General features: G+C 42.6%; 19 protein-coding genes and 1 riboswitch. Of the genes, 12 read left to right on the top strand and 7 right to left on the bottom strand.

Annotated features, from left to right (window positions below; translation table 11 throughout):
• Nucleotides 1-82 precede the first annotated feature (82 nt).
• The 6 genes from NSQ55_RS29825 to NSQ55_RS29800 all read left to right on the top strand — a co-directional run bounded on the left by NSQ55_RS29825 (nt 83) and on the right by NSQ55_RS29800 (nt 8,026).
• Nucleotides 83-1,465: an SMI1/KNR4 family protein gene (locus NSQ55_RS29825; protein ID WP_076303515.1), complete on the top strand. Its 1,383-nt coding sequence runs from the start codon at nt 83-85 to the stop codon at nt 1,463-1,465.
• Between the two features lie 265 nt (nt 1,466-1,730).
• Complete coding sequence (locus NSQ55_RS29820; protein ID WP_248548889.1) at nt 1,731-2,777, top strand: alcohol dehydrogenase catalytic domain-containing protein; 1,047 nt, start codon at nt 1,731-1,733, stop codon at nt 2,775-2,777.
• Nucleotides 2,778-2,813: 36 nt separating this feature from the next.
• Nucleotides 2,814-4,754 carry an alpha-amylase gene (locus tag NSQ55_RS29815; protein ID WP_339170556.1) on the top strand — a complete coding sequence of 647 codons (1,941 nt, stop codon included), beginning with the start codon at nt 2,814-2,816 and terminating at the stop codon, nt 4,752-4,754.
• A 15-nt stretch (nt 4,755-4,769) separates the two neighbouring features.
• Complete coding sequence (locus tag NSQ55_RS29810) at nt 4,770-5,906, top strand: extracellular solute-binding protein (protein ID WP_339170553.1); 1,137 nt, start codon at nt 4,770-4,772, stop codon at nt 5,904-5,906.
• 20 nt (nt 5,907-5,926) lie between these two features.
• On the top strand, nt 5,927-6,586 hold the full coding sequence (locus NSQ55_RS29805; protein WP_036682374.1) for a dihydrofolate reductase family protein: 660 nt from the start codon (nt 5,927-5,929) through the stop codon (nt 6,584-6,586).
• A gap of 75 nt (nt 6,587-6,661) precedes the next feature.
• Nucleotides 6,662-8,026, top strand: coding sequence for an MATE family efflux transporter (locus NSQ55_RS29800; RefSeq protein ID WP_076124257.1), 1,365 nt, complete (start codon nt 6,662-6,664; stop codon nt 8,024-8,026).
• 638 nt (nt 8,027-8,664) lie between these two features.
• Here NSQ55_RS29800 and NSQ55_RS29795 read toward each other — a convergent pair.
• The gene (locus tag NSQ55_RS29795) at nt 8,665-10,095 is read right to left on the bottom strand and encodes a PLP-dependent aminotransferase family protein (protein WP_076181780.1); all 1,431 of its coding nucleotides are present in this window, start codon (nt 10,093-10,095) and stop codon (nt 8,665-8,667) included.
• A gap of 153 nt (nt 10,096-10,248) precedes the next feature.
• On the opposite strand from NSQ55_RS29795, the gene NSQ55_RS29790 reads away from it, so the two are divergent.
• Nucleotides 10,249-10,797 carry a pyridoxamine 5'-phosphate oxidase family protein gene (locus NSQ55_RS29790; RefSeq protein WP_036682364.1) on the top strand — a complete coding sequence of 183 codons (549 nt, stop codon included), beginning with the start codon at nt 10,249-10,251 and terminating at the stop codon, nt 10,795-10,797.
• 153 nt (nt 10,798-10,950) lie between these two features.
• Here NSQ55_RS29790 and NSQ55_RS29785 read toward each other — a convergent pair whose 3' ends face one another.
• The 3 genes from NSQ55_RS29785 to NSQ55_RS29775 form a co-directional block, all read right to left on the bottom strand.
• Complete coding sequence (locus NSQ55_RS29785; RefSeq protein WP_076124251.1) at nt 10,951-11,610, bottom strand: hypothetical protein; 660 nt, start codon at nt 11,608-11,610, stop codon at nt 10,951-10,953.
• Between the two features lie 135 nt (nt 11,611-11,745).
• Nucleotides 11,746-12,321, bottom strand: a complete 576-nt coding sequence (locus NSQ55_RS29780) for a C39 family peptidase (protein WP_076124249.1) — start codon at nt 12,319-12,321, stop codon at nt 11,746-11,748.
• 267 nt (nt 12,322-12,588) lie between these two features.
• Complete coding sequence (locus tag NSQ55_RS29775; protein WP_076276312.1) at nt 12,589-14,064, bottom strand: DHA2 family efflux MFS transporter permease subunit; 1,476 nt, start codon at nt 14,062-14,064, stop codon at nt 12,589-12,591.
• Between the two features lie 166 nt (nt 14,065-14,230).
• Between NSQ55_RS29775 and NSQ55_RS29770 the strand changes: the two genes are divergently transcribed.
• From NSQ55_RS29770 to NSQ55_RS29755, 4 genes are all read left to right on the top strand, one after another.
• Nucleotides 14,231-14,785, top strand: a complete 555-nt coding sequence (locus NSQ55_RS29770; RefSeq protein ID WP_076124245.1) for a TetR-like C-terminal domain-containing protein — start codon at nt 14,231-14,233, stop codon at nt 14,783-14,785.
• 68 nt (nt 14,786-14,853) lie between these two features.
• Complete coding sequence (locus NSQ55_RS29765) at nt 14,854-15,561, top strand: DNA alkylation repair protein (protein ID WP_076181784.1); 708 nt, start codon at nt 14,854-14,856, stop codon at nt 15,559-15,561.
• Between the two features lie 6 nt (nt 15,562-15,567).
• A complete protein-coding gene (locus tag NSQ55_RS29760) occupies nt 15,568-17,466 on the top strand; it encodes an ABC transporter substrate-binding protein (RefSeq protein WP_076303519.1) in 1,899 nt (632 codons plus the stop codon).
• A gap of 283 nt (nt 17,467-17,749) precedes the next feature.
• Nucleotides 17,750-17,832, top strand: a riboswitch (glycine riboswitch).
• Between the two features lie 147 nt (nt 17,833-17,979).
• Nucleotides 17,980-19,392, top strand: a complete 1,413-nt coding sequence (locus NSQ55_RS29755) for an amino acid permease (protein ID WP_076191542.1) — start codon at nt 17,980-17,982, stop codon at nt 19,390-19,392.
• 98 nt (nt 19,393-19,490) lie between these two features.
• Here the strand turns inward: NSQ55_RS29755 and NSQ55_RS29750 are convergent, their stop codons facing one another.
• Both NSQ55_RS29750 and NSQ55_RS29745 read right to left on the bottom strand, forming a co-directional pair.
• Nucleotides 19,491-20,342: a hypothetical protein gene (locus NSQ55_RS29750; protein ID WP_339170541.1), complete on the bottom strand. Its 852-nt coding sequence runs from the start codon at nt 20,340-20,342 to the stop codon at nt 19,491-19,493.
• Between the two features lie 98 nt (nt 20,343-20,440).
• Nucleotides 20,441-21,592: a metallophosphoesterase gene (locus NSQ55_RS29745; RefSeq protein WP_339170539.1), complete on the bottom strand. Its 1,152-nt coding sequence runs from the start codon at nt 21,590-21,592 to the stop codon at nt 20,441-20,443.
• Between the two features lie 182 nt (nt 21,593-21,774).
• On the opposite strand from NSQ55_RS29745, the gene NSQ55_RS29740 reads away from it, so the two are divergent.
• Nucleotides 21,775-22,992, top strand: coding sequence for a HAMP domain-containing sensor histidine kinase (locus NSQ55_RS29740; RefSeq protein WP_076181793.1), 1,218 nt, complete (start codon nt 21,775-21,777; stop codon nt 22,990-22,992).
• A gap of 104 nt (nt 22,993-23,096) precedes the next feature.
• On the opposite strand, the gene NSQ55_RS29735 is transcribed toward NSQ55_RS29740, so the two are convergent.
• Entirely contained in the window at nt 23,097-24,002 is a 906-nt protein-coding gene (locus tag NSQ55_RS29735; protein WP_076124237.1) for a DUF5643 domain-containing protein, read from the bottom strand.
• Nucleotides 24,003-24,023: the final 21 nt, after the last annotated feature.

Here is a 24,023-nt window from a genome sequence, read left to right as displayed (position 1 = left end):
ACCTACATCCCATCTGGTAGAATAGGGAAAACCATATTTCTCTATATTCTAGTAACTTGATTATAAGCTTGGGAGGTAGACCATGGACAAAGAACTAATCGCACAGCTGACACAGTGGCATGAAGATGATGAACACCAGAAGATTGTAGACACTCTGATGGAGATTCCTCCAGCGGACAGAGATTACGAGATGGTCAGCAGTCTGGCAAGAGCGTATAACAATTTGGAACGTTATGAAGAAGCCCTTGAACACTTCGCGAAGATTGCGGAACAAGGACAGAATGATTATCTGTGGCATTTTCGTGTGGGATATTCCTACTATTATTTGAATCGATATGAGGAAGCGGTGAGAGTGCTGGGTATTGCCCATGACCTCGATCCGGATGATGAGAATACGGCCATGTTTCTGAAATTCAGCCAGCGCAAGCTACGCAAAGAACAACACGCCGCAGCCAGACAGGCAATCAGAGAGCAACATAATGATTCGGGGACGACTGCAACTCCTTTTGAAGGGATGGACCTCTCCGAATTTTGGAAAGATAGCGATTATGCGCTAAAAGAATATGTTTCGGCCCCGCCTACGGATGAGCTGATTGCTTCTGTAGAAGAAGAACTGGGTTACAAGCTTCCTGCCTCTTATATCAGTCTGATGAAGCAGCACAATGGGGGAGTGCCTTATAATACTTGTTTTCCTACGGAGGATGCGACCTCATGGGCTGAGGATCATATTGCGATTACGGGCATTATGGGCATCGGACGTGAGAAAAGCTATTCACTCTGCGGCGATCTCGGCAGTCCGTTTATGATTGAGGAGTGGGGATACCCTGACATTGGCGTGGTAATTTGTGATTGCCCTTCGGCAGGTCATGATGTCGTGATGCTGGATTACCGGAATTGCGGGAAGGACGGTGAACCCGAGGTGATTCATGTGGATCAGGAAGATAATTATGAGATTACGTTTCTGGCCCCAGACTTCGAGACGTTTATACGTGGCCTGGTGAGTGATGAGGAATACGACACCTCTGAAGAAGATAAAGAGGAGGATTTGCGCAAAGTAGCCGTAGGCCAATTCTCACCATTGCTTGCGAAGCTGTGCAGCCATGTGTCTGAGGTGGATCAGCTTGAGCAGAAGATCCGTAAAGTATGTACCCGAATCGTTGAAGAGAAGGGACATTTCTCCTTTCATGCGGATGAGCTTTCTACTCTGATGTATGATGTGCAGTTCTGGCTATACACAAGCTCTTATCCAAATACAAGCCGTCAACAATATCTGGATGTATATGAAGAAATGATTGCTTTTGGCGGCGAGTTCGGCCAAGGCGGGTATGCTCCCGGCTGGATCAGCGATTGGCTGGATGGCCGAATACGGGAAGGACTGATCGTTCAGGAAAACGGGGTGCTTAGCTTCACAGATCAAGCCCGTTCTGAGGTCATTGCACGGCTGGAAGCGGAAGCTGCAAAATAGGAGACGTTGATTCGGGATTTATTTCCTCGCGGAACTCGATTGATCACGATAGTATTCAAGGGTCATCCCACAAGGGATGGCCCTTAAACTTGCCGTTTCAGACAGTGCACTCCGCATAATAAGCGAAAGAAAATTAAAGCGCTTACTCGTGAGTGTTTATATAAAAATGTAATTATTAACATTTTTCGACAACATTCACCTTACTTTTACATGGTAGTTATGATATATTCTGGGCGAATATGGATAACAAAAAAGAGAAAGGGGAATGAGTATGGAAGCGTTGGTGTGGACATCCAATCATAAGCTGGAGCTCTGCGAATGGGAAGAGCCGCAGATTGCAGCACCGGATGAAGTCAAGATCCGGATTGAGATGACAGGTGTATGTGGAACAGATTTAGCAGTCATAACTGGGAAAGAGGAGGGGGTTCCAGGGGTCATTCGGGGTCATGAGGCAGTAGGGACTGTAATCCAAATCGGCAGCAACGTTGACCGTGTTAAGGTAGGCGACCGAGTAGTTATCGATCCGAATCAAAGCTGTGATGAATGCTATTTTTGCTTGAAGAAACAGCCGCACCTCTGTACGGGCATCGATGGAAATGGGATGCCTATTGCGGGTTTGAATCGAAATGGGACATTCACTTTTTTTTACTCAACTGCACAAACGTTTGCACACCGTCTTCCCGATCATATGAGCTGGGAGACGGGGGTTTTGATTGAGCCGCTTGCCTGTGTACTGCACAATTTCAAAGAAGCCAATGTCACAGCAGACGACAAGGTACTTATTCTTGGATCGGGTCCAATGGGACTGTTAAGCCAAATTGTGAGCAAGTCGAAATCTGCGCTCACGGTAGCGACTGAAGTCAATCCCTATCGGCTAGCTTTTGCCAGAGAGATCTCAGATTTTGCTCTAACCCCTGCCCAATTAAATCAAGCTACCGTAGACAAAATCTGTGCGGGACATAAGTTTGATGTGATTATCGATACGGTGGGCACTCAACTCGAAATGGCGGAGAAGTGGATTGAACGTGGAGGCCGCATCGTTCCTTTTGGTATTAATGCGAAGTATCGCTACACCTTTTCCCCTACCAAATTCGTGCAGCATGCAATAAAAATTATAGCAGCAGGTGAATACCGCTACATGTTCGAGGAAGCTTTGCGGTTTGCCGCTGAAACTCCTGAAATGGAGAAACTAGTAACTAGAAAAGTTAAGCTCAGTCAGCATGAAGCAGCGATAGATGAGTTAATCGGCTATGAATTGAACTCTTTGAAGGTGGTTGGGAGTGAAACCGTAAAGACGGTTTTTGTTCCCTAAACGTAAGACTACAATCAATGAGAGGTGGCACTGTTGATGAGCAATGATAGCAAATTCAGATTAATTCAAGATTACTTGTCTACACAAAAGGCCAAAGAGGTAGAGCCAATTTGGATACCCGCAGTGTGGAATGAGTGCCAATATGAACGTGTTCTTTTAGAAAAAGAGGGTGAAATTTGTGTACACCCGTATGATTTTTTGACTGATCATTTGAATTATGTGGACAGGCTTTCGTGGAGATATCTGCTTAAGGAACGCATAAATCTGGACGATAGCGCGATCTATTCTTCGCTTATTCGCTATTCTACGGCTTGGGATTACAACCATGACGGAAAAATTGAATCGGGTACTTTTTTAAGATTCTTTATTCTTCTGCCTCTGCTAAAGAAAATGGGCATCAATATTCTGTACATGCTTCCAGTTAACCAGAACAGCAAGTTGAATCTGAAGGGGGATATTGGGTCCCCTTACGCAGTGCAATCGTTATTCCATTTGGACGAGAACCTGCACGATAGCCTATTGGATGATATGGAGGAGTTTACGATCCACGATGAGCTCAGCGCTCTGGTAGAGGCTTGTCATTTACTTGATATTAAGACTGTTGTTGATTTCATTCCCCGTGTGACGGCGAAAAACAGTGTGTTCATTACTGAGCATCCTGAATGGGTATATTGGATCAAAATGGACGAATTAGAAGGCTTTGCGCCGCCCGCGATTCCCCAGCTTGGATTTTTTGAGGAGTGTACGCCGGACAAATTGGAGACGGTCTACCGCAGCCAGGAGACAGCAGTATTTCTGCGGAAGTTCACGCCACCGCCCAATGAACTCCATCCAATTCTTTGGCAGCGCTTAAAGGAGAAAGCTGCTAAAACTGGAGATGAGCTATTAACTTTGGTGGAGCAAGAGATGGGGATAACGACTGCTCCAGCGCATTCGGATTGGATAAATGATGTGCAGCCGATTTGGACAGACATTACGTTCTTACGCCTCTACAAGGATTTCTCTCCGCAAGTGAGACATCTTATAAGTCCGGATCAGGCGCCATATGTCCTTTTTGATACGATTAAATGTAATGACTACCCGGGAGAGGAGCCGAATCTGGAGCTGTGGGATGTTCTGGAGGAGGCAGTACGGGTTAATCTCGAAAAATATGGGATTGACGGCTTCCGCATCGACATCGGACACGTGCTTCCTATTCCGTTGTTGACTCGTATTTTTGACACGATTAAAGAGATGAATCCAAATGCGATCTTAATCAGCGAAGATTTGTTCAATCGCAACCACAAGAAGGCGGCAAGCACCGGCTATAACATTATGCTTGGCAGTGGGTGGAACGTCATGACACAAATTACTAAAGACAATCTCGTTTCATTCTTAGAAGAGCTGCCTGAGTTGAATATTCATGTATTTGCTTGTGCAGAAACAGCAGATACTCCTCGGATCACCAGCCGTGGCGGTGTTGAGGTTGCTCGGATGATTGCGGTATTTAATCAATTTCTTCCGAACGCAATTCCATACGTGACGACGGGTTATGAAATGAATGAGGAGCAGCCGCTCAACTGTGGTCTTGGAGACAACACGAACGGAGAGGAGATTTCCCGAGCTTTTTTTAACGTCATGCAAATTAATTGGACCAATCCTACACCGATGCTGCCGCTGTTGGCGGAGCTAAGTGAAATCAAGAGAGATTGGCGCCACCTAGTGAAGCCGGAAAACTTTTTCGTGGCTCAATCCCCGGAAGGTATTGTTCTGTATGGGTATATGCAAGGGGATGAAACGCTGCTGTGCTGCTTTAACTTGAGTGCTGATGCTTTCTGTCAAGTTGATTTGAAGGTAGCCGTACCTGGCCGATGCCCAATGACGGTAACACTGGATAGTTCCTTAACGGGTAGCAGCGTAGGTCAGGCGTTCGAATGCTTGCTGCTTGCGCCTAATCAGGCTCTAGTGCTCGTAAACAATCATAGACAATTTAGGTAAGGGAGAGAGGCTGCAATGGAAAAGAACAATAAGGAAGTCGTGATATGGCATGAGTTTGATGGTCCGGGAGATACCTCGATTGAGGTGCTGGAGGGAATTTGTAAGCTGTATACTGAGCGCTTTGGGGTACAAATTACGCCACAAGTCATGAATATTACGGAGCTGACTGCGCGTCTGAACCAAATTAAGGACACCCAGCAAGGTCCGCATCTGGCGATGGTTCCTGCCGACATGTCCTCCTATGTTGAGAACGGTCTTTACTCCGAAGTGCCGGGCGGGCTATTTGACGATACGCTGACTGAGGGTGCTCTTTCAACGATGCAAATGAATGGTGTTCAGTATGGTATCCCGGTATTGCGGGGCAATCATCTGGTTGTGTATTACAACCCGTCGATTTACCCTAGTGCGCCGACGACATGGGACGTGTTCGAAGAGGCAGCAGAAAGGTTATCCGCCCAAGGTATCGTACCGATTGGAGCAGACTTACAGCAAGGCTATTGGTTTATTCCGTTCCTTACAGCTTTCGGCGGCTGGCCTGTACAGAATGGAAAGCCGAATATCGTCACCTCTGAAATGAAGCAGGCGCTTCAGTTTATTAGCGACAAGATGGATCAAGGCGTGCTCGTTAGTCTCGACGGCTCCACAGGACTGCTTGAGCAGTTCATTGACGGTAAGATCGGCGCCATTATTTGTGGCGAGTGGATTTATAACCATCTAGATAAGCATATGAACAATAGGCTTGCGGTTTGCCAGCTTCCGAGCATCGAAGGGCGGCAATCGTTTTCCATGTCTTCTTCTATTGGCCTGATCTACCCTAATCATTCATTAACGTCCGAGGAGCGGGAAGATATTTTATCATTCACGTGTTTTATGCTGAGTGACGAATGCCAATCGATGTGGACGCTGGGTGTACAGCGGATTCCGGCTCAGGAAGAGGTACTGAACCGTCTAGCTGCCTCTGCTGCGCCTAACAAAAAGATGATTTTATCGCTTCTAGATCACTCACGGCCGATGCCGACTTATCCCTTCATGATCCATGTATGGGAGGCGTTAAATGCAGGTCTTATCGAGCTGCCCTTGAGCAATCCTGAACAAGCATTGAACAAAATAGAACAGACTATTCAAGCCTCTTGGGGCGCATTTAAAAGCTAATTAGAGATGGGGAGAGCCAAATGAAAACAACGATATTCAGCCAAATTTCTATTGATGGAAAGCTCACTATGGGCGCTGGTAATTCGAGTAAAGAGCTTTTTTCTTTGTTTTCCAGTGAGGATATGGAATTTATTCATCTATTCCGGGGGAAGGTGCAGGGAATTATGGTCGGCAAAAATACAATTTTGACGGACAATCCCTTCCTTACTAATCGGTATGAGGAAAATAAAAATCCAATTCGTATCATTCCGACAACTACCTTGGATATTCCGCTAGATTGCAATGTACTCTCGGACCAAGGGAAGACGATTATTGTCACGACCGAGAAAGGACGGGATGAAGAAAAAATCAAACAGATCCGGCAAAGAGGGAAGGAGTGCCTTATCTGCGGCGAGGATAAAGTAGATTTTGTGGAGCTTGAACGTCAGTTGGAGGAGAACTATGGGATTACCAGTCTGATGGTCGAAGGCGGTGGATTCTTAAACTGGCATATTTTCAATCAGGATATCGTCGATGAGATTATTCTAATGCAGCTTCCAATCATCATAGGCGGCTCCACAAACATTACTTTAGTGGATGGAGACGGGTATCAGCAATTGAACTTTGCGAAAAAGTTCAAGGTTGTAGAAATTCAACCAAAAGATAACTACACGCTCATGCGCTACAAAAAGGTGATCTAACCTCACACTAAGTCATAGACTGCGAATGGCAATGAGTTCTGGAAAAATCGAGAATATGGGGGTTGTGAACGATACATGTCAGAGAAAGAAGATTTCTACAAAAGTGTGTATAAAATCGCTGTGCCCGTTACGCTTCAAAGCTTGCTGATGGCGTTGCTTAATTTGACGGATCAATTGATGGTTGGGCAGCTGGGAGATGTGGCAATTGCCTCGGTGGGGATGTCGACTAAAATATACGGGATCATCGCGGTTGTCTTGGCCGGTTTATCGACGGGTGTATCCATATATGCAGCCCAGTTTTGGGGAAATAAAGATTCCAAAAGCGTCTCTCAAGTACTGGGTCTCGGACTGATCACCGGCTTTGCGTTTTCATTCCTGTTCTCTGCGGCTGTCTTCATCGATTCGCCGCTCTTTCTGAGCCTGTTCACTACAGACGTGAATGTAATAGATGAGGGTTATATTTTTCTCCAGATAATGTCGATCGGTTTTGTACCTGTCATGCTCACGATGATGTATTCCGCGATTTTACGCAGTACTGGCCATGCCAAATGGCCGATGTATGTAAGTCTAATTGCAGTTGGCTTGAATATTATACTGAATTACGTACTTATTTACGGTCATTTCGGTGCTCCTGCGCTTGGTCTGAAGGGCGCTGCCATTGCTACTCTTATCTCTAGGGTCTTCGAATGCTTGTTGATCATTGGTGCCGTGTACCGGTATCGTTTACCGGGAGCTGTCGGGTTAAAGAACTTATTCAGCGTTCCTAAACCGCTCATTCGCAAGTTTTTTGGAACGACCTATCCGCTGCTACTGACTGAATTGATTTGGGTATTGGGTGAAACGGCATATGCGGTCATTTATAGCCGTATGGGGACGATGGAAATGACTGCAATGACCATTACCTTCCCACTTCAGGGTCTTTGCATTGGTTTATTATCGGGTCTGGCTAGTGCAGCAGGGGTAATGGTTGGCAACCGTTTGGGTGCGAATGAATCTGATATCGCACTCGATCATGCGAAAAGGTTCATTCGTCTAGGCATCATTATCTCTCTGATCGTCGGGGTTATCATTGCGGCAGGCTCGAAGCTGTATGTCTCTGCGTTCAATATCTCCGAGGACGCTAAACAAATGAGCATGTATATCGTTATCGTGTTTGCTGGATTTCTTTGGGTCAAAGTATCCAATATGATTATAGCCGGCGGTATTCTAAACAGCGGAGGAGACAGCAAGTTCGTATTCGGCATGGAGTCTACCGCAACGTGGCTGATAGGTGTCCCATCCGGGCTGTTGCTGTCATACATTTGGAAGCAACCTGTCTACCTTGTGTATCTCGTCATCTCGCTGGAGGAGGTTGTCCGCTTTGGCTTCGGCTACGCCCGGATTTACTCCCGTAAGTGGATGAGAAATTTAGTTAGTGATCTGGCTGAAAAAGCTATGTAATGTACGACCTGATTGGGTCGATGTGGAGTATTAACCCCCCTAAATTGGATATCTCTTCACTTAACAATGCAAAAGGTACTGCCTCAAGGTAGTGCCTTTTTCATTGATTTTTAAATATCCAGTTGGGTGGTTTACGATCCATATAGTATTATTTCAATTCAATCTGTCCTTGTTCGGTTCCCCAGAACCCAGTTTGGACATTTAAAAGAAAGCCAGTCATATCTTCTGGGATTTCAAATACTACATTGCCTGTTTGAGCCAATCCAGGATTGATTCCTTCATATAAAAAATAGTCTCCGGAAGTAGTAATCAACATGCCTTTGAGTAGTTTCTTGGTAAGTTTTTAATAGTATTAGTGCAGTGTTTGAATATTTCTCGGGAGCCGTAGATGAGAGGAAAATAAGCCGCACTCCATGAAAAGAGCGGCCTATTTCTTTTTACATTTACTTAGGTTGCTTACGTCTTCTGAGATAGGCCCAGATCACAAATACCGCTGCTAGAGCAATAATGGCGCTAATGGTGATAGACCTTGTTAGGTGATTATTATCGTCCGGATAATACGCGGAAGCAATGGTTTCATAAATCTAAAATAGTCTATGGACTGTTCAACAAATTTTGTGAGTGCTGCGGAGATGATTTTATAGGATCAGCTCCGCAAGACGATGAATGCCCTGCTCAATCGCTGCCTCATTTACTTTTGCAAACCCTAATACCCATCCTTTTCTTTTGCTATCCAAACAATAGGGTCCAAGAGGGTACACACGTATTCCATATTGTAGGGCTAACTTTGTCACAGCTTCCTCGTCGAATGTTTCCTCAGCTTCTAATAACATATGTAATCCAGTTTCTACTCCACTGAGCGTGAAGCGCTCCCCTAAACCGCTAGCCATAATAGCTTTTGCCATGACCTCGTGTCTTCGCCGGTACACATTTCTGACTCTTCGCATATGGCGCATAAAATGACCATTTTTAATGAAGTGGGTTAGTGTTAGCTGATCCATAATCGGAAGATGACGGTAAGTCAGCTCCTGCACCTTCGCTAGCTGAGCAATTGCCTCGACTGATCCAACAATAGCCGAAATACGAATGCCTGGTGCAATCATTTTAGAGAAACTCATGAGATACAAAGTATTATTAGATGCCTGACTAAACAGCGTTGGCAACGGCTCCCCGCGATATCGAAATTCACTATCATAATCGTCTTCAATGATCCAAAATCGTTCTTGAACGGCCTTATGCAGCAATTGTTGCCGGCGGGGCTCCGACATAACGACCCCTACTGCGCACTGGTGGGAAGGGGTGGCAAAGACCAGTTTGGATTGCGGGTGAATATGCTCAACCACTAGACCATACTCATCAACAGGAACGGGTACCACATTCATACGGCGGTATTTCATTGCCATCCAAGCAGCTGGGAACCCTGGATCTTCTACTGAGACAGTGTCCCCATCAGCTAAAAGTGACTGTGCGATTAAGTCAATACTATGCTGAGCTCCTGAGGTCAACAGAATCTGATTGGTTTGGACATGTATGCCCCGTTCAAGTGATAAATAACGCTGTATTTGCTCACGTAATGGTGTGTACCCGTAGCAGTTACCGTAAGCCCAGCTTGATAAATCCATTTCAGCGGATGCCTGGAGCAGCGATTGCCGCCAGTTTTTTTGAAATTGTTCGTCCAAATAGGGTTCATGGGGACTGAAATCAATATCTACTTCTAGCGGTTCTTTACCTCTGAACCAGTCATGTAATTGATCAACAGCTGAGTCTAGCAAGGAGAGTGAAGGAGGTGTGGGGCCCTCTGTTTCTATTTCCTTCGTTGATATAGCGACTTGCTTCCATGTACTAACTCGCGTCCCTCCCCGGCGGGAGGTAACTGTATAACCCCGACTTAACAATTCCTCATAGACGATCTGTATAGTTGAGCGGGAGACACCTACGATGTGCGCAAGTTCGCGGGTAGGAATCAGTAGTTCTCCTGGTGCCCAGACTCCGCTAGTAATATTATGGATCGCTTGATCAAGCAATTGCTGCCAGATCGGTCTCTTATCATTACGAATTACTTTCATCATCGTACATACCTCCAAATAGAAACTCCAATCATAAAAAGCTGATTATGGATTGCTCTAAACAGCAAATTATGGATATTTTAATGCAATCCATTCATTGATATACTACCGTAACAACGCAGGTATCCGCAATTTAAATAAAAGGAGAGATTCGATATGAATTCGGTTCGTTACAAGACCAGGGAATGCCTAGATCAAGAGAAGATTGAAAGGTTCCTTCACCAAACGAGATTAGGTTATCTGGGGTTGGTTGATGGGAACCTCCCTTATGTTGTGCCACTTAATTATGTATGGACTGAAGGGAAACTGTATATTCATGGGGCTGGAGATGGAAGACGTAATCAGGTCATGCGTGATAATCCGGAGGTATGTTTTACGGTATGTGAGGAATACGGAACTATTACAGATCCGGTACCAGCCAAAACGGATACAGCTTATATGAGCGTAATGATTTTTGGACAAGCAGAACCAATTTCAGATTTGGATGAAGCCACACACGTACTTCAGGAATTGATCAATAAATACGTACCGGGTTATTATAATCGCCCCTTGTCCAAGCAGCATGTGGAAAAGTATAGATCGGCTGTATTTGGCGGTCCGGTTCAAGTTTATCGGGTAATTCCGTATCATATCACGGCAAAAGAAAGTCCTATTGAAGCAGAAAAAATGTATAAAAGGGGCATGGGTACTGGACGAGATGTTTAGCCGCAAGATACCATTACAAATGGTGTTATGCTAACGAGGTCTTTGGCAGCCTTTATGTCCTAATCATATGGGGAGAGGGAGGCTTTTTAGAGGTACTATCTATCAAAGTAGGCCGCAATCCAATGAAGGAGGGCGGCCTACTTATTTTTACATTTATTTAGGTTGTTTACGTCTTCTGAGATAGGCCCAGAACACAAATACCGCTACTAGAGCAATAATGGCGCTAATGGTGATAGACCTTGTTAGATGATTATTATCGTCCGCATAATATGCGGAAGCAATGGTTCCCGACCCATCCTGCTCGTCATCGGAAGAATCGTTCTGCATCGTTTGTAACACATCAATTAAATGCCCGGGTGCTTGAGGCTCTGAAATATTGCTTAGTCCTTTTGTTTCTGCTGATGAGGCTTGTTGTGGGGCGATGATTAGTTCCTGATTGTCTTTCTTGAAGGCAGCTATATATTCGTCCCGCTCACGGATAAGTGTAGGCTCACTCACTTCACCCTCAGCTTCTAGTGAATGAATAGCATAGGCCAAAGTATTAGGATTTCCTCCAAACTCAGTAACTTGATAGGACCCGTTTGAATCCTTTTGAATGATCATTTTAGATTTGGGTATTCCGCCCGATAAAATAAGAAACTCCCAGTTGTCTTGGGGTGTGACCGTTTCAATCAGACTATCGGAAGCCGCCCTAAGCTTAGCGCCATCAATAAAATGAATCTGCATTCCTTGACCTACGGTAATTTCACTAATCTCTGCTTCATTGTTGTAACCATACCCTTCAGGATCTTTAGATAGCCCTTCTTTAATCAATGTTAATCCTTCTGTATTTGCAAAAGAAACAACATCTTCAGTTACGGTCTGAGCCCATACAGGTGAGAAAAAAGTCAGAAATAAAACGAATGAAGTTACAGTTAACAGCAGCGTTTTCTTAATGGGAAGCCCTCCTTAAATATATTTGTTGAAGCCATGAAGTCCCCATCTCCAGGTTCTATCGTAGCTGGAGCCACCTTTAACGTTGGTGTATAACATGGAGGTTTTTGTGCCCCCACTCGGGTTCATGTGTTGAATCCAATCATTTCCACTATATGTGTCGTACCCATAGATAACTACTGCGTGCCCGCCACCGGTAGCACTATTCCATTTCCAGCTTACATATATAGGACTGCCAACATTATCAATCTGGTTTTTTACATCGCTGTAAGATAGTGCTCCTGTATGATTCCAACTGGAGACACCATAATCATGAATGCCTTCTTGAACAGTTCCATAAGATTCACTCTCGTCTGTTGTACAGCCGGAGGTTCCCTTCACATGATCATAAAAAGAACATTGGCTTACAGAGATTCCGTAATATTGAAGTATGGTAACGCTAGTCGCAGCCCAGCACCAATTATTCTTAGCTTGTGTAGCTGTAGGGTAGCCAATTAAATTAGTCGCATATGCTTGGGAAACAAAAGAAAAAAGAAAGACTGAAACAAAGGTTCCAACAAGCATCAATCTCTTTTTTAAAGATAATTTCATGAATGGAATCAGCTCCTTATTATGGATTAATATTCCTTTTAATAACACTATTAAAATACCATATATTAACTTATGTGTAAAGTTTACATATTTTTCCGTTTTTATAATAGAGTCTACACATTTGATATGGAGAGGGGGATACTGATATGGATAAGAAAATATTGATGCTCGTAGGAATACGTGCTCCAATGATCCAAAGCAAGCCATTCATAACAAAAGCCACTCCGCTAAGGAATGGCTTTTCTTCATTTACTCTGCAATTACTAGTTACAACTGAGGTTCTTCCTTGCTAACTAGGTTTGCTTTCTTTTCAATCATGAGCTTGTTTTTCGTGGGCATAAATAAGGTTATAACAAATGCGGCAATGGATAAAATCATCATGAAGTAGTAGGCGTCACTTGCCCCAAGAATTGATGTAAGGGATTTAAGAATCTCAGGAGTAGTGGAGGGATTGTTGAGCATCACTGTAGTTGCATGACTTGTTGCCTGCACTGTATAAATTGTAATTACGACAGCAGTACCAATGGCCCCGGCAATTTGGCGAACGGTATTGTTCACAGCTGTACCATGAGTGCCAAGTTGTTTGGGCAACGCATTTAGTCCGGCTGTATTGAGTGGCATAGTAATGAAGCTTAATCCAATTCGCAGGCCAATGGTACGAATCATTAGATACGTATACGTAGTTGATTCAGATAAATCTGTTACCGCCCACATAGATGGAATAATAAACAATAGACCAATGATGAACAGCGGCTTCGCACCGAAACGGTCGTATAGTTTACCGGTGACGGGTGACATGAACGCATTTACGAGTGCGCCCGGCAACAATAGTAGTCCTGCATCAAATGCTGTAAACCCGCGGCCATTCTGCAGATAAATAGGCAATAAGATCATATCTGCGTACATCATCATCGTGATTAATACGTTAATAAGAGACGTCATCGTAAACACTTTATTTTTGAAGACCGACAGGTTTAGCAGCGGATCATCCGATTTGATTTGTCGAAGACAGAATACGGCTGTTACCACGACCCCAATCCCTAAGGTCAGGATCACGATTACATCATCCCAGCCTTTACTGCCTGCACTACTGAAGCCGTATAAAATTAAGCCAAATCCGACGGTTGATAAAAGAACACTTATGACATCAAGCTTCGACTTAGACGTCTCAGATACATTCACTAAATACTTGAGTGCCAACGCTATAACAATGAGGACAAGTGGAATAAGCCCGATAAATAACCAGCGCCAAGAGTGGTATTCGACAACAAATCCCGCCAGTGTTGGCCCAATAGCCGGAGCGAATATCATCGCCAGTCCAAGCAGTCCCATAGCGCTGCCACGTTTTTCAACGGGGAAGATCGCCAGCACAACACTCATCATGAGCGGCATTATAATGCCAGCACCGGCAGCTTGGATCATTCGTCCGATTAAGAGTAGACTAAAGCTCGGCGCTGCTGCACAAATTATAGAACCGATTAATAAAAATGACATGGCACTTATAAATAATTGCCGTGTTGTAAAACGTTTCATTAAATAGGCCGTAATCGGAATCAAAATCCCGTTGATCAGCATAAATCCTGTTGAAATCCATTGTACGGTTGTTGCCGTGACATCAAATACATCCATCAGACTACTTAAGGCGACATTTAAAAGCGTCTGATTGAGTGTGGATAAGAAACAACCAAAGATTAAGATGGTTAGTAAGATCCCTTTATTTATTTTCTTAATGTCTTCTTGCATGTTGCAGTCCTCTCTTCATTGCTTTTTCGACATAGTGTCAATAAAATAAATCATATCAGGATTTAAATAGTATTCCTATTTGCAATTTTATTGAAAATGTCGACTAATCGACAGAATAGGCAAATTAGTTGATGAAAGGCCATTTAAACGATAATAGAGGGATGAAATGACTGAACATAAAAGAGTTGACCCACGAGCCATTCGCTCAAAAAAGATGCTGAAAAACGCTGTTTTTTCATTATTGGCCGACAATGTGGAGATTTCGCAATTGACCGTCCAAAAAATCGCCAACCGCGCGGAACTAAATCGTGCAACGTTTTATTTGCATTATGAGGATATTAACGATTTATTGCGCCAGATCGTACATGAAATCTTCGATGACCTGTCCATGAAGGTTGAACCGCTATTACAAATGAAGAGCAACAACGAACAGGAGCAGCTGGTCACCTTTTTAAATTATTTTTTTGAATACCGGAAAGTTTTTGCTGTATTGATTGAGCATAAAGGCTTCAAAAAACACTTGACCAACCTGTTAAAAAGTACTGTCGAAAAACGAAGAAACGCGAGGAACATTGACCTTACTAAGGAGGTAGTCTCCGTTGATATTATTGCAGCCTCACTACTGGGGATTATTATGTGGTGGATTAAGGATGGCAACCAATATAGCGCTGAATACATAGCGGGGCAAATTACCTTGATGTATAAAAGAAGGTATTTATAAGGGCTTTTATGATATATTCAAGTAAAGTTTGAGTCCCTAGCCAATAATCTAAAAAGGAAGTGCGAACAATGGATTTAGAAACGGTCATGCAAGAGCTTGAAGCTCTCGGCAAGGAACGCACCAAGAAAATATATCTATCCAATGGCGCGCACGAACCGCTTTTTGGTGTGGCCACAGGCCAGATGAAGCCCATCTTCAGAAAAATAAAACATAATCAACCCTTGGCCGAGCAGCTTTATGCTACGGGAAATTACGACGCTATGTATTTTGCCGGAGTGATCGCGGAGCCTAAAGCAATGACCGAGTCGGATTTTGAGCGGTGGATTGCTGGGGCTTATTTCTATATGCTATCGGACTTTGTGGTGGCAGTAACGTTGGCGGAGACGGATATTGCGCAAGAGGTTTCTGATAAATGGATTGCAAGTGAGATAGAGCTGAAAATGTCGGCGGGCTGGAACTGTTACTGCTGGCTGCTCGGAAATCGCCCGGACAGTGAATTTTCCGCAGAAAAATTGGCCGCTATGTTGGAGCTTGCAAAAAACACTATTCATGATGCTCCTGAGCGAACGAAATACGCAATGAACAATTTCATCTACACTGTGGGCGTATCCTATCTGCCGCTTCATGATAAAGCGGTTGAGATTGCAAAGGAAGTTGGCCCGGTGGAAATCCATACCGGTAGTGCAAAAAGCAAGATTTTGAATGCTTCAATTAATATTCAAAAGGCAGTTGATAAATCGCAGCTCGGCTTCAAACGAAAACATGTAAGGTGTTAGTCAATCATGGACATCAATGACCTTATTGCTGTATGGAATCACGCGAATTGCAAAGTAGTTGATATTCGTCGGATGACCCTTAGACCTGGCGAATCTATACCTTCCTATTACGTCCCCTCAAGGCTGTTTCTTATGTCGATTCACGGTAATGCTACAGTTAACCTGGGAAGCCAAGTTCACCGTTTACAGCGCTTTACAGTGCTTCATGTAGGCAAAGGAACTGTGCTCAACATTGACGCAGGCAGCGAGGGGCTGGATTACTATAGCATTTATTATAAAGTGAGTATGCATCCCTCACTACCCTTAGAGATTGCTACGCTATACGAGGGCGCTAAATCCTTTGATCATTCGTACAGCATGACGCCTGACAATTCGGTAGCGCTGTATCGCATAGTGAGCGAGATGTTTAAGGAGTGGGAGAAGCCGCAGCCGCTTGCGCGGTTGCATGTTCGAACTTTACTCCATCAGTTTGTGTATGAGCTATTTCATCAAATGTCGGTGCAAGGGGTTAATACGACTAAGCGTGATCTGGCCGCCCGGATCGCCGACATTATCCATGAACATTATACGGATAACATTACGCTGGAATCATTATCGGAAAGCCTGAACTATAGCGTCCCCCATTTATCTTCCTACTTCAAAATCCGTACTGGACTTAGCCCGATTGATTACTTAATTAAGGTGCGCATCGAAAAAGCGGTGGCACTGCTGCTGGAAACAGATGCTACGCTGAAGGAAATTGCAGTGGGTGTCGGTTATCAAGACCCTAGTTATTTGGGCAGGCTGTTCAAAAAGTATAAGGGTGTTTCCCCGATTAGCTATAGAGAATTGCATTCCAGAAAGAACAAACTAGAAGATAGTCCTGCCACAAACATAGAATCCTCCATTGTTGCCCTTGAATCATTTGACTATACTGATTATATTGATAACGATTATCAGTATCATTTTGATCAAGAGGGAGATTCATTCATGTTTAAACATTCAAGGCCTACGCTGGCATCGGTATTGCTGTTAAGCTTCATTTTGGTACTGAGCGCATGTGGTACAAACGGTGCTACGGAGAATGCTGCCTCACAGCAGCCGAAGACCAAAATCGTTAAAACGGTTAACGGTGAGGTGGAGATCCCCCTTCATCCCAAAAGAATTGTTGCAGGTGAATATCTCGGTAGCTTAATTGCGCTTGGCATTACACCCATCGGAACCTCCGAACATCATATTAAAAATCCATATTTTCAGGAGTATTTGAAAGACGTTGAGAATATAGGGGACGGAAATGGAAATGTAGAGAAAATTCTGTCGCTTAATCCCGATTTGATTATTATGGATGATTTCTATCCTGAGCTAAATGAGCAGATGTCAAAAATCGCACCTACGGTCGTTATTCCATACGCTTCCTTAAAAACGGTACATGAGGAAGTGGCTTATTTCGGTGAGCTGCTTAGTGAAGAAGATAAGGCCAAAACCTGGCTTGCAGACTATGACAGCCGTATGGCCAATGCCAAGGAGAGCGTATTGAAGGTTGTGCCAGCAGATAGCACATTTTCCATTATTGAATGGTCTGAAAACAGCTTGATGGCCGTTGGAACAGACTTCGGCAAAGGTGGACAACCAATCTATAATGGATTGGGATTTAAGCCTCCTGCGGATATCGCCGCCGAAATGGCCGACCCGGGCTGGGCTTCATTCTCTGCTGAGGTCTTACCAAAGTATGCCGGTGACTATATTATTCTTACCTCCGACTCGAAAAAGCTGGATGAACTTAAAGCCGACCCGATCTGGGGCGCACTGCCAGCAGTCAAAAATGATCACGTATTTCTTTGGACAAGCGATCGCTCCGGCTACTGGGACCCGATAGCTATTCTGAGTCAGACAGAAGAGTTGGCGGCTTGGCTGACAAGCCACTAATAGAGTGTGTTTCAAAACATAAAGGGGCTGTCTCAGGAGTAGAATTCTACAATGAGATAGCCCTTTTTTCATATTAACCATCAGCCAATCTTGATCTGTTGGTTGCGATGTTTCCGAAGCAATGCGTGATATTCGCGTATTTCGCAGTTGAAATAAAGCGGTAATTAATGTTATTGACAAAATATTTGACAATGATTAGTATTGAAAAATATTAAAAATGAAGTTAGCGGCATAACAATTAAATAATTCGCAAGCTATGATTGCTATGGATCACACTATAGCAGGAGCAGCTTCTGGAGAGACCGTGGGGGATTCCCCCGGCGCCGAAGGGTTCACAATCTCAGGCAAAAGGACAGAAGAGTACTAGATAATTCATTTGTTATTCTGATCATCGTCAGAATAAAGGAATGTATTTTATTTATTATTCTTAGACCTAAGAGATTGGAGCGTATCCAATCTCTTTTTTGTTATCATTTTTACTTGTACATTTTTTCACATAAGGGGGAGTTTGAAATGGCAGCACAAGAATTAAAGAGAGATTTAGAGAATCGGCATGTTCAGCTCATTGCGATTGGTGGAACCATCGGTACCGGATTATTTTTAGGATCAGGTAAAGCTATACAGCTGGCAGGACCATCGATCATTTTTGCTTATTTAATCGTGGGTATCGCTATTTTTTTTGTGATGAGGGCATTAGGAGAACTTCTGTTGTCTAAAGCAGGTTATCAATCTTTTACAGACATTGCCGAAGACTATCTTGGACCGCGGGCGGCGTTTGTAACCGGATGGACCTATTGGTTTTGTTGGATCATGACGGCTATGGCCGATATTATAGCTGTTGGGGTCTATGTACAATATTGGTTTGATATCCCGCAATGGATACCCGCAGTCATTTGTTTAATTATTTTATTAGGACTCAATTTATTAACGGTAAAAAGCTTTGGCGAATTGGAATTTTGGTTTGCTTTAATTAAGGTAATCACTATTCTCGCATTGATTGCTATCGGGGTAGTCTTACTGGTGATTGGATTCAAAACAACTACCGGAACCGTTGCGCTCAGTAATATTTGGGCACATGGGGGAGTATTTCCAAACGGCATTTCAGGGTTCCTACTTTCATTTCAAATGGTTGTGTTTGCTTTTGTGGGTGTGGAATTGGTTGGCGTATCGGCAGCAGAGACCTCCAATCCAGAAAAAACTATCCCATCGGCGATTAATAAAATACCTTTACGAATTCTATTTTTCTACGTGGGTGCTATTATTGCCTTATTATGCATCAATGCTTGGACAGAACTAAACCCGGCAGAAAGTCCTTTTGTTAAAACATTTAGTTTAGTGGGGATTCCGATTGCCGCGGGGGTTATTAACTTCGTTGTATTAACTTCAGCTGCGTCCGCTTGTAATAGCGGGATGTTCTCAACAAGCCGGATTCTATACAATCTAAGCAGAAATGACCAGGCTCCAGCCAACTTTGCAAAGCTTAATAAAAATCATGTACCAAGTAATGCTTTATTCATATCCACGCTTGTCTTATCTGTAGGCGCTTTGTTGAGTAAGCTGATTCCGGAGACGGCTTTTGGCATCGTGACAACAATTAGTGCCATTTGTTTCATCTGGGTTTGGGGCGTCGTTCTAATTTGCCATTTGCGATATAAAAAGACGAAGCCGGAATTGCAGGCCAAATCAAAATTCAAAGCACCGTTTACACCCTTTGTGAATTATGTTGTTCTAGCTTTGTTTGCAATCATACTCATAATTATGCTATTTGCTGATGAAACTCGTCCGGCCTTATTGTTGACGCCTTTATGGTTTATATTATTATTTGTTTTGTATTCGATAAATAGAAGAAAGAGGGAAAGAATAACGCCTGATCCAAGAGCACGTCTCGAAGGTATTCGGACTAACACGGAGATCCGGCATGATTAGTCGATGAGGGTGCTTGCTGATATTACAGTTGGATAGGCAGACATAGAAATCCACCACCGCATACGGTGGTGGATTTTCTCATTAATGTGGTCGATGCTCTAGAGCGTCTTTCCCAATGTACGCATAAAAGCTTCTATATTGTCGGTTAGAAATCCACTATTCTTAAATCCTGCTTGGGTAATCATATCCTTGATATCTCCCACAAACCCACTCAGGCTGGCAGTGGAAGCATTTTGGAATCTGTTCTCACTGGGGATATTGCCAATTTGTTTTGTTAAATCCTCTTTGTATTCCTGTATCCAATCCTTACGAGTTGCTGCATTTTTGGCGAAGCTTAGTAAGATGCTACTCCAGTCTTTCCCGTTCGCAACAGCTTCCTGTAGCTTTTCCAGCGTTTTTGGCTCAAATTTCTTCATCATATAGTTTAAATCCATATAATCATCTGGAGCTCCAACCGGTCTTTGCGGCGGTGTATCGTATTGGATTTGTTTCGTTTCAGGATCTATCGTTCTTGTCGTGGAGATTGCTCCGATCTGACGGATCGTATTCATAAATTCTGCCGCTTTATCATCCTTCATGTGATTGTCTGCGACATACTTCGCTTGAGTCAGTCCCAATTCTAATAACGCTGATCTTTCCTCTTCTCCGGTTACGTCTGTAATGAAGTTGGATTGAATGATGCCGTAGACAGCTTCCTTCACTTCTGAGGGTTGATCTGCCAGCAGGCGAGTTAGCGAATCGTTGATTTGGGCAGTTCCGAAATAGGTAGCCGAATGATTTACAATATCCGATGCTGCCAACTGTCTGGAAGCCGAACTGATTTCCACAGTGTCGGTCTCATGCGACAGTTCGGGTATTGTGCCATTGACTAAGGACGGTTTATCCGCGAGCTTTTTCGAACTTATGTATGCATTTAAATCAAGCTGGGTTGAGCTTTGAATCTTCATCATTAACGCACCCCTATCCGGTTTATTTATTCCATTTATTCTCTTCTATCCATAATATCGGGATATTCTTCCATGTTTTTTAATCAGTCTAAAATTATCCTCTATTTAAAATCAACTTTGATTTGTGCTATCTCACTATTCGTGCCAATTCGTAATGGCGGTCCCCAAGTCCCTGCACCAGATGTAACGATGACGTGAGGGCTGTTAGAATTCTTCTGATAGTGGCCATAATCTACTGTAAACATAGCATTGGTGATCAGATTTGCAGGGAATACTTGTCCTTGATGCGTATGTCCGCTAAGTATCAAATCAACGTCATCTGTGTATTCAATCCTATTGGTTGGTTGATGATCCATTACGATAACGGGCAAATTTGTATCAATGTCACTCATCACTTCTGAAGTAATTGCTCGGGGGTTCCCTTGATTACCAATCGGTGATGAATCCCTTCTGCCAACAACAACGAATTGATTATCAATAACGACATGCTCATCATTTAGAAGTTTGATATTACTCTTATCTATAAAGTTCACGATCTCATCGTATGAGCGTCCTGCATCATGGTTACCTAAACAAGCATAAACTCCATAGGTTGACTGAATAGTACTTAATAACTCTATTCCTTTGGAAGGGTTAGAGAGCGCATAGTAGTTACCATTAAATATATCTCCTGTCATCAACACTATATCCGGCTGTAGTCCATTAATACGATCAACAACGTCTTCAATAAACTTTACATCATTTACGTAGCCTAAATGTAAGTCGCTGATCAGGACGATATTTAACTGATCTAATGAAGTGTTTTTATGTATTTGGAGCGGATAGGTGGCTTCTTTTAAATGATTTGCATTATAAATCCCATAGGACACCAATCCTATGACTAGAATTAATACTATGGACCTTGTATGAAGAATAACACGTGCTGGTATAGGAGAAGGGAGGACCTTGATCCATTTACTAATTAGTAAGATTACATCTGAAAGGATCAAAAGCAAGAACAAATAGAAGTAGATACCCATCCAATAGTCCCCGAATTGACCAATAAAATTAACAATATTTGAATCGGTCGTCATAGCTGAAGAAGACAATAGTAAATTAATAATGATTGATAACGCACATAAGCTGTAGATGACTCCATATATGATCCCGTTTATATGTGAAAATATATGTTGTAACCATTTAAAAATCTTTCTCGCAATGTAATAGTTAGTTGCCGCGTACATAGCGAATATAAATAAAAATGCAAATACCATAGGGTACACCATCCTAATGCTTTAGATATCAGAACTAAAGTGAATACAATAATTATAGCAATAATTACTAGTTTCAGAAATTAAATGGGGTATTGAGTTTACTGGTTTTTTCAGTTATTGTTTATTACTATTTCAGCTGATATAATTCTTATTTCGACAATCAATTTAAAAGTGGTGAATTCATGAGAGAGTTCTACAGTCGGGTGAATCGAAAAACCTATTACATATTAATGTTAATGATCATCGTTCTTATGATGTCTGGATTAATACTATCTACTCTAGAGTTAGATGGAATTGATTTTGGTTATATCATTCATTTTTTATGTGTGGCGTTTCTAACGGTTTGTTTATGGATTTACCCTAAGCATGAGACACATACTTTTAGAAAGATTATCATTCTATTTGGATTTGCGTATTTCTATACGCTATTCTTTTTATACCCTCAAACTTGGACTACCTATATCCTCATTTGTCTTATTCCTGCACTCTCTATTCTATTTTTTGATTTAAAATTGTTCTATTTTTCCTTCATTATAAATGGAATACTGATGGTAATTACATTTGGCTATATCCTCTTGATTGATAGAGGGGATCTATATACATATTTACATTATGATATTCTAGGGAATTTCATTAATATAATAGCGGTTCAAGTGTTATTATTTTTCATTTTTCAAATATCATTTAAACGGATGAAAAAACAGCAGCTTTATTATGAACAATTACAGCAATCTGAGCGCTTAAAGATGGTTGGACAATTAACTGCTGCCGTTGCGCATGAAATTAGAAATCCAGTGACAGTGGTTAGAGGTTTTTTGCAGTTTTTTGATGAGGATCCTTCATTTGATGATCCTATGAAAAGAAAATTTAAATTAATGATTGATGAATTGAACACAGTAGAACAGATTATCTCGCAATTTCTAACCCTTTCAAAGCCAAATGGAGAACAAAAACTTGAAAAAGTAGATGTGAAGGATGTTATTGAGAGTGTCACAGGATTGCTACATTCCTATGCAATGTTATCTGATAATCAAATTGTTACCTATGTAGAAGAAGACTGCAAGATCTCTATTAATAAAATTGAATTTAAGCAGCTGCTTATTAATATAATAAAAAATGCTTTAGAGGCTTCGGATGTTGGTAAATCTGTCTCTATTATGGCGAATAGGAACAATAATTTTATTGAGATAACAATCATCGATGAAGGAAGCGGGATGTCGGAAGCTGAGGTTAAGTCGCTAGGGACTCCTTTTTATTCATTAAAAAGTAATGGAACAGGCTTAGGATTAATGATTTGCTTTAATATCGTAGAAAAGTACGGCGGGGAAATTTATTATAGTAGTTCTGTAGGTAAAGGGACAACAGCTACTATCCGCTTTTTAGCTATAAATGACCAGTAAAACGGAACATTCTTTCCATTGAAAGAAGGGGATTACCTCAAGCCTTCGGCCGGAGAGGTAATCCCCTTTCCTAGTAAATATGTTTATATTTGCTGCGCTAAAGGTTACTTCAGAGGGATTTTAATCTCCAATTGCTTGTTGTAATTTTTAACTACATTGCCTTTGGCATCTACTTTATAAGCCCCGGTGTTGCCTTTTTCAAATACGGCTTGATACGGTCTGATAATCAGATATTCTGCCGCTGAGCTAGGTGCTTCGAACAATAAATCTTCAGAAACCGTATTTTGAGTTGCTGCAACAGAATCCCTTGCAATAAATTCTAATTCATTTCCCAGATTATCATAAATGTCATATCCTAAAGCCTGTGCTTGGGTGGCAACCCCTTTAACCGCTAAAGCGATACGCACAGAAGTCTCTCCTGCAGCAACACGGGTGGTTTTGATTTCAAATTGGTTGTCTTTCTTTATAGCAGGCAGCTGAATGTTACGCACTAATCCTGCTTGCTTGAGAGAAAATTTAAGTACATACGGTTCATCGATTCCGTTAAGCTTCACATGGATACTCAATTCAGAGGAAGCCAGGTTTGCCTTTTGTTGCTCAGTTAACCATCCGGTCTGCAATACAACAACCGCCTTGTTGGCATCACCGTCACTGATCCAGCGTGGTGTTTTTAAATCAATGCCTCCTGGTTGAGTGAGCTTAGCGTCAATTCCCACAATAGTACCTTCTGCAAGATAGGGCTCACCTTTATCATTTAAAGTTACTCCTGCGAGCATTCCTGAAAATAGCGATCCCTCACGGCTCAGGTCGATCTTAATATAGTTACCATCAAACTGCGCACTGCCCTTTAAAGTAAGCTGATCGTGTGAATCGGCCACTTTTGTTGTATTCAGGGAAGCTTCAACAGCGGGTTGAGCACTGGATGCTTGGGTTAAAGCTGGCATTCCCAACGCTCCTAGGCATACAGCAGCACTTAAAATTACAGACATCTTCTTAGTCATTTTTTTCATGATATTATCAAGCTCCTTAAT

The sequence above is a fragment of the Paenibacillus sp. FSL H7-0943 genome, assembly GCF_037963265.1.
GTDB classification, from domain to species: Bacteria; Bacillota; Bacilli; order Paenibacillales; family Paenibacillaceae; genus Paenibacillus_AQ; species Paenibacillus_AQ odorifer.
This window is presented reverse-complemented; position numbering and strand designations above follow the sequence as displayed.